Annotated in this window: 11 protein-coding genes; 7 read left to right on the forward strand and 4 right to left on the reverse strand. The window is 69.2% G+C overall.

Annotated features, from left to right (window positions below):
• Positions 1–84 precede the first annotated feature (84 nt).
• The 3 genes from AC5RUH_RS00185 to AC5RUH_RS00195 all read left to right on the forward strand — a co-directional run bounded on the left by AC5RUH_RS00185 (position 85) and on the right by AC5RUH_RS00195 (position 3,353).
• Entirely contained in the window at positions 85–1,962 is a 1,878-nt protein-coding gene (locus AC5RUH_RS00185) for a sensor histidine kinase (RefSeq protein WP_494127577.1), read from the forward strand.
• Positions 1,955–2,611, forward strand: a complete 657-nt coding sequence (locus tag AC5RUH_RS00190; protein WP_494000877.1) for a response regulator — start codon at positions 1,955–1,957, stop codon at positions 2,609–2,611. Before AC5RUH_RS00185 ends, AC5RUH_RS00190 begins: the two co-directional genes overlap by 8 nt.
• A 109-nt stretch (positions 2,612–2,720) precedes the next feature.
• Positions 2,721–3,353, forward strand: a complete 633-nt coding sequence (locus AC5RUH_RS00195) for a trimeric intracellular cation channel family protein (RefSeq protein ID WP_494000878.1) — start codon at positions 2,721–2,723, stop codon at positions 3,351–3,353.
• A gap of 191 nt (positions 3,354–3,544) precedes the next feature.
• Here the strand turns inward: AC5RUH_RS00195 and AC5RUH_RS00200 are convergent, their stop codons facing one another.
• Both AC5RUH_RS00200 and AC5RUH_RS00205 read right to left on the reverse strand, forming a co-directional pair.
• On the reverse strand, positions 3,545–4,591 hold the full coding sequence (locus AC5RUH_RS00200) for a Gfo/Idh/MocA family protein (protein WP_494127578.1): 1,047 nt from the start codon (positions 4,589–4,591) through the stop codon (positions 3,545–3,547).
• Between the two features lie 53 nt (positions 4,592–4,644).
• Entirely contained in the window at positions 4,645–5,406 is a 762-nt protein-coding gene (locus AC5RUH_RS00205) for an IclR family transcriptional regulator (RefSeq protein WP_494013716.1), read from the reverse strand.
• A 263-nt stretch (positions 5,407–5,669) separates the two neighbouring features.
• Here AC5RUH_RS00205 and AC5RUH_RS00210 point away from each other — a divergent pair, with 263 nt between their 5' ends.
• Genes AC5RUH_RS00210 through AC5RUH_RS00220 form a run of 3 tightly spaced genes read left to right on the forward strand, consistent with a single transcriptional unit; the run spans position 5,670 to position 8,312 of the window.
• Positions 5,670–6,386: a CoA transferase subunit A gene (locus AC5RUH_RS00210; RefSeq protein WP_494049327.1), complete on the forward strand. Its 717-nt coding sequence runs from the start codon at positions 5,670–5,672 to the stop codon at positions 6,384–6,386.
• Positions 6,387–6,411: 25 nt separating this feature from the next.
• A complete protein-coding gene (locus tag AC5RUH_RS00215; RefSeq protein ID WP_494127579.1) occupies positions 6,412–7,122 on the forward strand; it encodes a CoA transferase subunit B in 711 nt (236 codons plus the stop codon).
• Complete coding sequence (locus tag AC5RUH_RS00220) at positions 7,122–8,312, forward strand: acetyl-CoA acetyltransferase (protein ID WP_494127580.1); 1,191 nt, start codon at positions 7,122–7,124, stop codon at positions 8,310–8,312. The genes AC5RUH_RS00215 and AC5RUH_RS00220 overlap by 1 nt, the downstream gene beginning before the upstream one ends.
• Positions 8,313–8,478: 166 nt before the next feature.
• Here AC5RUH_RS00220 and AC5RUH_RS00225 read toward each other — a convergent pair whose 3' ends face one another.
• Positions 8,479–8,940, reverse strand: coding sequence for a uracil-DNA glycosylase (locus tag AC5RUH_RS00225; protein ID WP_494127581.1), 462 nt, complete (start codon positions 8,938–8,940; stop codon positions 8,479–8,481).
• 588 nt (positions 8,941–9,528) lie between these two features.
• Positions 9,529–10,131: a biotin transporter BioY gene (locus tag AC5RUH_RS00230; RefSeq protein ID WP_494000884.1), complete on the reverse strand. Its 603-nt coding sequence runs from the start codon at positions 10,129–10,131 to the stop codon at positions 9,529–9,531.
• Between the two features lie 153 nt (positions 10,132–10,284).
• Between AC5RUH_RS00230 and AC5RUH_RS00235 the strand changes: the two genes are divergently transcribed.
• Positions 10,285–11,919, forward strand: a complete 1,635-nt coding sequence (locus AC5RUH_RS00235; protein ID WP_494127582.1) for a LuxR C-terminal-related transcriptional regulator — start codon at positions 10,285–10,287, stop codon at positions 11,917–11,919.
• The last annotated feature ends 122 nt before the right edge of the window (positions 11,920–12,041 follow it).

The raw sequence follows: 12,041 nt of genomic DNA on the forward strand, positions 1-12,041 counted from the left end.
TAAACGCCCTTCAGGTGCATACTGCTTATTGAGCACGTTTTGCTCATTTAGCTCACAGGCCGAGGGCCGCACCCGGGAGGCACCATGGAGAACGGGGGCAGGCGACCGCCCCGGATGGGCTTTTCGGCCCGCATGCTGTTCCTCCAACTGGCCGTCGTGGCCGTGGTGCTCCTTCTCTCCGCCGCCGTTCTGGGCTGGCTGACCTACCAGCGGCTGGGCGAAGACGCCGAAGGCCAGGCCCTCGCCGCGGCACAGGCCGTCGCGGCGTCCGGCGACGTCCGCGCCGAGACCGCCGCGCTGGTCGATGCCGGGCCCGATCAGCTGTCCGCAAGGGCGCTGGAGAACGGACCGCTCCAAGCACTGGCCGAGGACGTCCGGCTCCGGACCGGAGCCCTGTTCGTTGTGATCACCGACGACACAGGCCTGCGGCTGGCCCACCCCAATCCGGCCGAGCTGGGCCGCATGGTCAGCACCGACCCATCGGAAGCACTGGCCGGCCGCGAGGTCACCGAACAGGAACAGGGCACGCTGGGGCATTCCGCGCGGGCCAAGGTTCCCGTGTACGCTCCCGGGTCCGCATCCGTGGTGGGCGAAGTCAGTGTGGGCTTCTCCAGCCAGGACGTGCTGCAGTCCCTGGCCCGGAGCATCCTGCCCATCGCGCTTACGACTGCCGGGGCTCTGGCGCTGGGGATGGCCGCTTCCCTGCTGCTGGGCCGCAGGCTCAAGCGCCTGACTCTCGGACTCGAACCGGAGGAGATCGCGGCGCTGGCCCAGGACCAGGAGGCGGTGCTTCGCGGCGTGGACGAGGGCGTCATCGGTGTTTCCGCGGACCGCAGGATCACCGTGTTCAACCGCGAGGCCAAACGGCTGCTGGGCTTTCCCATCGACGCGGACCTCGTCGGCCGGCCGCTGGCCGAGCTGGAGATCCCCGGCGCCGGGGCATCTGTGCTGCCCGATGCCTTGGCCGGGCTGCTGGACGCCGCCGATCCGCAATCGCCCACCGTGGAGCTGGTGGTTGGTTCCCGGGTGCTGATCCTATCCGCGCGCGAAGTCCAGGCCAGCCGCACCCCGGGCAGGCGCGGCTACCGTCCCGGAACGGGCACCGGCGCCGTAGTTCCGCGTGCACCCGAACTGGGCTGGGTGATCATGCTGCGCGACCGCACGGCCGTCCAGTCGCTGACCCGCCAGCTGGACGCCGTAGGCGCGTTGAGCACCGCGCTGCGGGCACAGCGGCACGAATTCGCCAACCGGCTGCACACCATTTCCGGCCTGCTCGCCACGGGGCACCCGGACCGCGCCCAGGAATACCTCACGTCCATCATGCAGACCGGACCGCTGAACTACCCGGCCGAACAGGCCGACCTGCTGCGGGACGCCTACCTGCAGGCTTTCATCGGAGCGAAGAGCATGGAGGCGGCCGAGCGCGGCGTGGTGCTCCGGGTCGGTCCCGAGACGCTGGTGCGCGGCCGGGTCACCGACCCGCAGGATGTCACCACGGTGATCGGGAATCTGGTGGACAACGCCGTCCGGGCCGCTGTGCTCGGGAGCAACCCGGACCGCTGGGTGGAAGTCGAGGTCATGGACGAGTTAACGGAAGACGGTGGAACGCTGCACCTGGTGGTGGCAGATTCAGGAGACGGGCTGTCCGGCCTCGCCGCCGACCACCCGGCCGCCGGAGAAGCGGCCGCCGGCATTGACCAGATCTTCGCCGAGGGCTACTCGACGGCAGACCCTTCGAGAGACCACCCATCGATCAAGACCGCGCCGCCGGACGACGTGTCGGGCCTGCCCGACATCCACGGCCAAGGCTTCGGGCTGTCGTTGAGCCGCCGGCTGGCTCGGCGCCGCGGCGGGGACGTCTGGGTGGCAGATCCAGGGCGCACGTTCGGGCCGGGAGCCGTATTCTGCGCGAGGCTGCCGGGCACGGTCGAACCTGTACCACCAGGAGGGAACCATGACTGATCTACAGGTGCTGATTGTCGACGACGATTTTCACGTGGGGCGCCTGCATGCCGGATACGTTGATTCCGTCCCCGGGTTCAGCGCGCTGGCGCCTGTCGGAAGCGCCGAGCAGGCGTTGCGCTCGGCTCACGGCCAGGCACCGGACCTGATGCTGCTGGATGTGTACCTTCCCGATGCGTTGGGACTGGACCTGCTGCGGAAAGTCGACGTGGACACGATCATGCTGACCGCCGCAGCTGACGCAGCGTCCATCCGCAAAGCACTGCGCCGCGGCGCGCTCGGCTACCTGATCAAGCCGTTCACGTCGGAGCAGCTGGCGAGAAAACTGCGTGCCTACGCGCGCTACCGCCGCCTCTTGGCTGAGCAGCCGGCCGTGGACCAAGATACGGTGGACCGCGCGCTGCACGCCCTGCACCCGGCCGAGGCCGCCGTGGCGGCCCGGACCCGGTCGGCCACGGAGGCCGCCGTACTGGAGTCGTTGGCACCCGGGCTGCAGCGGTCCGCGGCGGAAGTAGCGCAGACGGTTGGCATCTCCCGGGCCACTGCCCAGCGGTACCTGTCTGCTTTGGCGGACGACGGCGCCGTCGAAATCCATTTGCGCTATGGCAGCACCGGGCGCCCAGAGCACCGTTACGGCCGGGCCGGGTGACTCAGGGCGGGGCCGTCGGCCGGTCCGGGGCACCACCGGACTGGTTTTTGTGGCCGCGCAACGGCGGGCAAAGGCAGGAACAGGGGCGGGCAATGATTGGATGGCAGGCATGACCGTTGGCTTGGTACTGGATCTTTTCGGCACCTTCTTTTTTGCCATGTCCGGTTGCCTGTTGGCGGCCCGCCGGAAATTCGACATCATCGGTTCCGTGTTCCTTGGCTCCCTGGCCGGTCTGGGCGGCGGCATCATCAGGGACGTAATTCTGGATACCGTCCCCAGTGCCTTTAACAATCCGCTGTACTTCGTCCCGCCGGTGGTGGCAGCGCTGGTGGTCTTCTTCCTGTTCCGCAGCGTGGAACGCATGCAGCGTCCATTGCTGATCTTCGACGCCGGCGGGCTGGCACTGTTCTGCATCACCGGGACGGTCAAGGCCCTGAGCCTGGGCATGAACCCTGTCGCCTCGGCGCTGCTGGGCCTGACCACTGCCGTGGGCGGCGGCATACTGCGTGACGTCGTGGCCAACCGGGTGCCCCAACTGTTCAGCCCGGACGATCTGTATGCCGTGCCCGCCATGTTGGGTTCGGCCTTGGTGGTGGTGCTGTGGTTTGCCGGGGTCTACGGAACGCTGGCCGCCGTGGGCGTGGCCGCGGTGGTGTTCGGGCTCCGTGTGGTCTCCCTGCACTATGGCTGGCACATTCCGCACGCGGCCCCGGTATCGCGCCTGCCGCAGGACGACGGCTGATCAGGGAACACCCGCGGCTGGGCGGAAGCCGCGGCTGGGCGGAAGCCGCGGCTGGGCGGAAGCCGCGGCGGGACGGCTGCGGCGGCTGGACGGAAGCGGCGGCCCTGGCCCCACGCGGCGGCCGGACGGAAGCCGCGGCTGGGGGCCCACGGCCGCTCTGGGGCATCTTGTGTCGGCGCCGCTGCCCGCCCTTATGTCCGGTTTTGCCGGTGGATCTCCTCGATGATGCGGATGGCTGCCACGGCGTCCGCGGGCTCGACGGGAACCGGGGCGCCCTCGTGGATGGCCGCGGCCAGCTGCCGGTAGTACTCCGGGTAGGCGCCGGCGACGGAGCGAACCCTGCGGGTGTGGCCCGGCGTGCCGAGGGTTCCCCAGCGCTCTTCGGGCTCCTCGCCGTATCCGGCTGCTCCGGGAACCGCGCCCGCCGCCAGCGCGGCCTCCTGGCTGTCCAGCCCCCAGGAGGTGAAGGCGGCGGCCGAGCCGAGCACATGGAACCGCGGCGCGGGCAGCGCTGAGATGAGGTTTATCGACAACCGCGAGCGCACCCCAGATTCGTGCAGCAGGGAGACGAAGGCATCCTCGTCGGCGGCGGATGCTGCGGGGGCGGTGTGGCGCGCGGTTTCGCCGTAGACCGTGGCGGCCGGCCCGAAGAGCGTGAGCGCCTGGTCGATCAGGTGGACGCCGAGGTCGAAGAGGATGCCGCCGCCACCGGCGACGCCGGCCGTTGCCTTCCAGGCCCGCAGACCCTCCGGCTTCCAGCGCTCAAAGCGGGACTCGAAGGTGTGGACCCGGCCGAGTTCGCCGTCGCCGATCAGCTGTTTCAGGGTCAGGAAATCCGAATCCCAGCGGCGGTTGTGGAAGACGGAGAGCACCACGCCGGCCCGTCCGGCCTTGGCCAGCAGGGCGTCGCCCTGGGCGGATGCGGGGACGAAGGGCTTGTCCACCACCACGTGCAGGCCGCGGTCCATCGCGGCGTCGGCGAGCGCGTAGTGGCTGGCCGGCGGGGTGGCCACCACCACGACGTCGAGCGGCTCCGGCGCGTTGAAGAGTTCTTCCGCCGTTGCCACGATCCGGGCGCGCGGGTGCCCGGCCGCCGCCTGTGCGGCCCGCTCGGGGTTGGCCGTGACGATCGCGTCCAGCGAGTACCCGCCCGCGGCCTCCAGCAACGGCGCGTGGAAGACCCTGCCGGAGAGTCCGTAGCCGATCACGGCGGTGCGCAGCGGGTGGTGCCCGGCCATCGTTGCTCCTAGGGTGTTCTGGTGCCGGCCGAAAGTGCCCGGCTGCCTCGAGCCTAACGGCGGACCTGGGGCTGTTCACGCAACTGCTGCGTGAGGATGTGCGCCTCCTCCAGGAGCAGCTTGCCGAGGAACTCCTGCCGGTCGGACCGGAACCGTTGTTCGATGCCGGTCAGCGACAGCGCCCAGGCCGGCTGGCCGTGCCGGTCGAAGACGGCCGCGCCCATCCCCCAACTGCCCTCCAGGATCAGCCCCGGGTTGACGGTATAGCCCCGCTGCCGGGTTTCGGCCAGGTTCGCGCGGATCTTGTCCGGCGCATGCGCCGGGCCGAAGCGCTCAACCCGGGCACCGCCGTCGTCGAGCAGCCGGTCGATTTCCCCGTCCTCCAGAAAGGCCATGATGGCCAGCCCGGCCGAAGCGATGCCCAGCGGGAAGCGGACGCCTTCGTGCAGCACAAAGGAGCGGACCGGAAAGCTGCCTTCCACCCGGACCAGGCAGACGGTTTCGTCGCCCCGCCGGATGGACAGAAAGGCGCTCTCGCCCGTTTCGTCCGCCAACCGCTGCAGGCGCGGCCGGGCCAGGTCCTCGATCGCAAAGCGGCCAGCGGCCACCGACCCGAGCACATAAAGCTCCGGGCCCAGATGCCAGGTGCCGGTCTCCGCATGATGGTCCAGCAGGCCCTCGGCGGCGAGGGAGTTCAGCAGCCGGTAGACCGTGGGCCGGGTCAGGCCCGAGGCCCGGACGATGTCCGCCAGGGCCGCGCCGGTCTCCGGGGCGCGTCCGACGATCCGCAGCAGCCGGGCTACCCGGCCGACCACTTGGGCTCCTTGTACCTGCTTGTCCGGCAATTGTCCTCCTGGCGGTCTGGCGGCCGGGCCGGGTCGGTTATGCCGCCCCGCCGATCCACAATGTGGACAGTCTACCCGCCGCTGTCCACACTGTGAATGCAGTTCTTGGCCGCCCGTTGACGGTTGCGCCGCGGCACCACTAGTCTGCCGGATAACAGCTGTCCACAAGATGGACAAGTTCCGCGCCAGGTCAGGACGAGTGGCTGCGGACGGCACTCAACGAGGAGGAAGCAATGTCCAAACTGACGGCAGGACCGGCCGCCGCGCTGGCCGGCGTACTGCATGACGGGATGACGATCGCGGTGGGAGGATTCGGGCTCTCCGGCATCCCCGCGGACCTGATCGACGCGGTGCGCGATTCCGGCGTCAAGGACCTGACGGTGGTCTCGAACAACATGGGCGTCGATGGCAAGGGTTTGGGCGTGCTGATCGAGGCCGGGCAGGTCCGCAAGGTGCTGGCCTCCTACGTGGGCGAGAACAAGCTGTTCGCCCAGCAGTTCCTGGCCGGCACGCTGGAGGTCGAGTTCAACCCGCAGGGCACGCTCGCCGAGCGCCTCCGCGCCGGCGGCGCGGGCATCGCGGCCTTCTACACCAAGACCGGGGTGGGCACGGTGATCGCCGAAGGCAAGCCGCACGAGGAGTTCGACGGCGAGCTTTACGTGCAGGAGCGCGGGATCGTAGCCGACCTGTCCCTCGTCCACGCCCACACCGCCGACACGGACGGCAACTTGGTCTACCGCTACACCGCCCGCAACTTCAACCCGGTGGTGGCCACCGCCGGCCGCGTCACCATCGCCGAGGCCGAGGTGATCGTGGAGCCGGGAGAGCTGGACCCGAACCACATCGTCACCCCGGGCGTGTACGTCCAGCGCCTCGTGCAGGCCTCGGACCGCGCCAAGGACATCGAGCAGCGTACCGTCCGCCCCCGCCCCGCCGCCGTCGGCGCCTGAGATTTCAGACCAGAAGGAGCACATCATGGCTTGGACACGTGACGAGATGGCGGCCATCGCGGCCGCCGAACTGAACGACGGAGACTACGTCAACCTGGGCATCGGCATCCCCACGCTGGTGGCCAACAACCTGCCGGAAGGCGTGCGGGTGGTGCTGCAGAGCGAAAACGGCCTGCTGGGGATGGGCCCGTTCCCGTACGAGGGCGACGAGGACGCCGACCTGATCAACGCCGGCAAGCAGACCGTCACGGTGCTGCCCGGCGGCTCCATCTTCGATTCGGCCACCAGTTTCGGCATGATCCGCGGCGGCCACGTGAAGACCGCTGTCCTGGGCGCCATGCAGGTCTCCGCCGTGGGCGACCTGGCCAACTGGACCATCCCCGGGAAGATGGTCAAGGGCATGGGCGGCGCCATGGACCTGGTCGCCGGTACCCCGCGCGTGGTGGTGCTCACCGAGCATGTCGCCAAGGACGGCACGCCCAAGATCGTCAACGAATGCTCGCTGCCGCTGACCGGAGTGAAGGTGGTCAACCGGATCATCACGGACCTCGCCGTCTTCGACATTGACGACGACGGCGGTGCCCTCCCGCTGCGGCTGGTCCGCCTGGCGCCGGGGGTCACCGTGGCCGAGGTGCGGGAGAAGACCGAGCCGGACTTCGCCGTCGCCCCTGAACTGGACGAAGCCGCCGCCGAACCGGCCGGCGCACGGGAAACAGCGCTGGAAGGAACTCACTGATGAGCCTGAAGCAACATTTCGGCCGGGACATCCTGCTGACCGGCTGGGGGCACTCCCCCTTCGGCAAGCTGGCCGACGAGACGCTGGAATCGCTGATTGTCGGGGTGGCCCGGGAGGCCATCGCCAACGCCGGGTTGGAGCCGGGGCAGATCGACGAGATCTACCTGGGCCAGTTCAACTCCGGCATGGTGCCGCTGGGCTTTGCGTCCTCGCTGGCCCTGCAGGTCTCCGACGATCTGGCGAACGTGCCGGCAACCCGGGTGGAGAACGCCTGCGCGTCCGGTTCGGCGGCCGTTCAGCAGGGTGCCAAGTCGCTGCTGGCCGGCACGGCGCACAACGTGCTGGTGATCGGCGCCGAGAAGATGACCCATGCCGGCGCCGACGTGGTGGGCGCTGCCCTGCTGGGCGCCGACTACGAGGCCGCCGGCAAGCCGAGCTCCACCGGGTTTGCCGGCCTGTTTGCCGAGACCGCCAAGCACTACCAGAAGCGCTACGGCGAGGTGGGCGACGTCCTCGGCTCGATTGCCGCGAAGAACCACCGCAACGGTGTGGCCAACCCCTACGCGCAGCTGCGCAAGGATCTCGGTGAGGAGTTTTGCCGGACGGTCTCGGACAAGAACCCCGTGGTCGCCGAGCCGCTGCGCCGCACGGACTGCTCTCCGGTCTCGGACGGTGCCGCCGCCGTGGTGCTCAGCACCGAGTCGCCGCGTTCCGGTGCCGCGGCGGCTGCAGTCCGGCTGGCAGGGTTCGGCCACGCGAACGACTTCATGCCGGCCGAAAAGCGCGATCCCACCGCCTTCGCCGGCAGCCGCGCCGCCTGGCAGCGCGCCCTGGATATGGCCGGGGTGGGGCTGGAGGACCTGGACCTGGCGGAGGTGCACGACTGCTTCACCATCGCCGAGCTGATCATGTATGAGGTCATGGGGCTGACCCCGGCCGGCGAGGGCCGCCGCGCCATCGAGGAAGGCTGGGTGTACCGGGACGGCAAGCTGCCGGTGAACCTGTCCGGCGGGCTGAAGGCCAAGGGCCACCCGGTCGGCGCCACCGGCGTCTCGCAGCACGTGGTGGCCGCCATGCAGCTGTCCGGCACTGCCGGCGACATGCAGCTCCCGGGCGCCCGGCGGGCGGCCGTGCACAACATGGGCGGCCTGGCGATCGCCAACTACGTCAGCGTGCTCGAAGCCGTCTAGCCCGACCGGCAGTCCCCCATCCATTGACTGCGCCGATCTGGCCCTTCCGGAAGCCCTGGATGGGCCAGATCGGCGCAGTCCTTTTGGTCGTCACCCGGGCGGCCGATTCATTGACCGCAGCGCCGGAGCGCCCGCAGAGCATCCGGGCCCGGAGCTGCCGACGGTGTCATTGGTTCCTCCGGATGACGCCGGTGTCCAGCAGGTCCTGCAGGCCTTGCCGGAACAGTTCCTTGCCGCCATGGGCGGGGTGGCGGATTTTGGGCACGTCCAACCCGCTGGCGGTCACGCTCCGGTGCCCGATGTTCCCCACTGCGACGACTGCGTCAATGCTGAACAGCCGGGCCAGATCCTGCCAGTAGAGCGTGCCGGCCGCGATCTCCGGCGCCGATGGGGTGCGGTTGGACTGCGGCCGCCCGGGCTGGTGCGGATGGAACGGGTAGGCACTCCACAGCAGCGGCAGGAAGTCCAGTTCAGCCAGCACGTTCCACATCACCGTTGCCGTCGGCTCCGCCGGCACGGTCAGGACCTCCGGCGGAACCACGTAACCGTTGCCCGGGCCGAACATGCCGAACGGGTCACGCCCTGAAATCAGCGCCTTGTTAGTGAAGGGGACTCCGGTCACCGTCATGCCGCGGTACCCGGGGGCCTCCCCGACCAGCAGGACCTTGGGCGGCGTTCCAGCATCTGTTCCAAGTACCTGGCGATGTTGTGCCGGCGCGGTGCGTTCGCCGGCACCGATGCCGAGAAGAAGTTGCGGCTCGCCGGGCCCGTCTCGAACTCCCCCAGCCGCACCACAAAGTCCCTGATTTCCTGCTGCGCCGTCACCATCCCAACCTATGCGATCAGCGAGGCGACGGTGGAACCTGGACCCGCGAACCCGGATCGCTCACCATCCAGTGGCGGGAAGATGCAGCGAAACGGCCCTGTTCGCTGCATCTTCTCACCACTCGAATGCGCAGGAGAATACGTGTCCCAGTGCGGGGGAATGCGTGTCGAGTGCGCATGGGAATCATGTCGGTGAACGCTGGTGGGACCAGGCGTGGGAGAGAGACAACCGGCGTCACCCGGCCCGCCGGCCGACACCACAGACAACGACGCCGGTGCCCGGGCGAGGAAGAATCCCCACCCGGGCACCGGCGTCGCGCTGTGAAGTTGTCAGGCTGCAGCGGGCGCGAAAGCCCGCCGCCCGCCGCCCAGGCGCTTAGCCACCCAGCCGCTAGGCGCGGGCGGAGTCCTTGGGCAGTCGGGCCGCCAGCTTCCACGCTGCCGGCATGGCGGCTGCCGCGATCAGCGACTTCACGATGCCGCCGATGATGAACGGGTACAGGCCCCACTCGAGCGTCTGCTGCAGGTCGGCGCCCAGGGAAATGGCCAGCCAGGCCATGCCGAAGACGAAGGTGATCACGGTGCCCGCCAAGAATGAAACGGTGGCGCCCAGGAACTTCTTGTCCCAGTTGCGCTTGGCCAGCCAGCCGGTCAGCCCCGCGGCGGCGATGAAGCCCACCAGGTAGCCGCCGGTCGGGCCAACGGCGGCGGCCAGGCCGGAGGAGGCGTCGCTGAACACCGGCATGCCGGCCACGCCGGCCACCCAGTACAGTGCCATCGACAGCATGCCGCGGACCGGGCCCAGCGTGCTGCCGACCAGCAGGACGGCCAGGGTCTGGCCGGTGATCGGGACCGGCCACAGCGGCACGGCCAGCTGCGCCATGACGGCGGTCAGGCCTGCCCCGCCCACAACCAGCGCGGTGTTGGCCAAGGCGGTGCTGGGGACCAGGGCGTCGGCCAGGACACCCTGTCGCGCAACGGCGGCTGAACTCATGTTTGCTCCTTCTTGGGGACATTTCCTTGCGGAAACTGTGGTCCGGTTTCGGCACCACTGTACCGGCAGCCCTCCGCTGCAAACCCGATTATGGCGATGATTACGCAGTTCCCTGCCGGCTGCGGGAGGACTACCCTGAAATGCAGGAGCGCTATGGAGCCAATCGAAACACTGCTGGCTACTGCACGCGATGCCTACGCGCGCGGGGAATGGCGCCCAGCCTATGACGGATTCGAGCAGGCCCGCAGCCTCTCGCCACTGGACGTGGAGGATCTGGCCCGGCTGGGCGACGCCGCCTGGTGGGTGGGGGATGTTCGCGAATCGGTAATGGACTCCGAGGAAGTCTTCCACCGCTACGAGAACGACGGCGAAAAACTCGCTGCCGCCATGAAGGCCCTGGATCTGGGACTGCTGTGGACGCTGCGCGGGGACCTGATGATCGCCTCCGGCTGGATCAACCGCGCCAGGCGCATGCTGCTGGATGCCCCGCAGAGCCCGGTCCACGGTTACCTGCTGTATCTGGACACCGTCAACGCGCTGCTGTTTGCCGAAGACCCGGAGCCGGCCTTGGCCGCCGCCGAGGAGCTGCAACAGATGGGGCGGAGGTTCAACGCGCCCGTGCTGCATTCCTTCAGCCTCACCCTGACAGGTTTGGCCGATCTGCGGGCCGGGCGGACGGCCTCGGGCTTCGCGGCCTTGGACGAGGCGATGCTCCCGGTCCTCGCCGGGCAGGTGCCCCCAACCTGGTCGGGAGACATCTATTGCACGGTACTCCACGCCTGCTACCAGCTGGCCGACCTGCCGCGGATGCGGGCATGGACCGAAGCTACCGAGCGCTGGTGCGAGCAATTGGCGGGCGGCATGGTCTTTTCCGGCGTGTGCCACATCCACCGGCTCCAAATCCGCAGCATAGAAGGCAATTGGGACGGAGTGGAACGCGAGATCGCCCAAAGCAGCTCGGAACTGGCGGACCGAAACGTGTGGGCCGCCGGTGAAGGGTACTACCAACTCGGCGAGCTGCGCCGGCTGCGCGGCGACCTGCAGGGCGCCACCGACTCCTACGCCAGGGCGCGGGACTTGGGTGTTGAGCCACAGCCCGGCGAGGCCAAACTGCTGGCCGCGCGCGGACATCTCGACGCCGCGTGGGCCGGCCTGTCGGCAGCGCTGGAGTCCGACGATCGGCTGACCCGGGCACAAATGCTGCTCCCCGCGGTAGAACTCGCCGTGCAGCTGAAGTTGACGGCGGAAGCCGAGGAATACTGCCGCGAACTGGAGCAATCTGCCGGTGACTTCAGCAGCCCCGGTTTCCTGGCCTGGGCACGGCATGCCCGCGGGGTCCTGCTGTTTTCCGGCGGCCAGGCCGCGCAGGCCCTCCCCGTGCTGAGGTCCGCGCTGCAGGGTTATCGTTCCCTGCATCACCGGCACGACACCGCGCGGGTGTACGAACTGCTCGCCGCCGTGCACCGCAAGCTGGGCCAGCCGGAGACCGCGGCGTCGGAAGAGGCGACGGCCCTGGCCATCTACCGGGAGCTCGGGGCGGAGCCGGATGTGCGCCGCCTGGACGGCCAAAGGTCCCCGGGCGGCCTGACGGATCGGGAAGCGGAGGTACTTGCCTGCATCGCCCGCGGTGCCACGAACAAGGAAACGGCAGCCGCACTGTTCATCAGCCAGAAGACGGTCGGTAGGCATCTGGCCAATATTTTCCTCAAGATCGGTGTCTCGTCCCGCACCGCGGCCGCCGCGTGGGCCCACGAGCACGGCGTTACCGCTCCCTTGACCCGGCGCTGACGCCTGCATCGTTGGCTGGACCCTGACGCCTGCAACGTAGGCAGGCACTGACACCCGCATGGCTGGCCCGAGCCTGACGCCTGCATCTTTTGCCCCATCCGCGCCGCCCGAATCCACAGAAC

The organism is Arthrobacter sp. Y3223166 (assembly GCF_059090935.1).

Coding starts and splice junctions, on each gene's coding strand:
- AC5RUH_RS00185 (WP_494127577.1), top strand. CDS start 85: ATGGAGAACGGGGGCAGGCGACCGCCCCGGATGGGCTTTTCGGCCCGC.
- AC5RUH_RS00190 (WP_494000877.1), top strand. CDS start 1,955: ATGACTGATCTACAGGTGCTGATTGTCGACGACGATTTTCACGTGGGG.
- AC5RUH_RS00195 (WP_494000878.1), top strand. CDS start 2,721: ATGACCGTTGGCTTGGTACTGGATCTTTTCGGCACCTTCTTTTTTGCC.
- AC5RUH_RS00200 (WP_494127578.1), bottom strand. CDS start 4,591: ATGGCCGGGCACCACCCGCTGCGCACCGCCGTGATCGGCTACGGACTC.
- AC5RUH_RS00210 (WP_494049327.1), top strand. CDS start 5,670: ATGTCCAAACTGACGGCAGGACCGGCCGCCGCGCTGGCCGGCGTACTG.
- AC5RUH_RS00215 (WP_494127579.1), top strand. CDS start 6,412: ATGGCTTGGACACGTGACGAGATGGCGGCCATCGCGGCCGCCGAACTG.
- AC5RUH_RS00220 (WP_494127580.1), top strand. CDS start 7,122: ATGAGCCTGAAGCAACATTTCGGCCGGGACATCCTGCTGACCGGCTGG.
- AC5RUH_RS00225 (WP_494127581.1), bottom strand. CDS start 8,940: ATGACGGTGACCGGAGTCCCCTTCACTAACAAGGCGCTGATTTCAGGG.
- AC5RUH_RS00230 (WP_494000884.1), bottom strand. CDS start 10,131: ATGAGTTCAGCCGCCGTTGCGCGACAGGGTGTCCTGGCCGACGCCCTG.
- AC5RUH_RS00235 (WP_494127582.1), top strand. CDS start 10,285: ATGGAGCCAATCGAAACACTGCTGGCTACTGCACGCGATGCCTACGCG.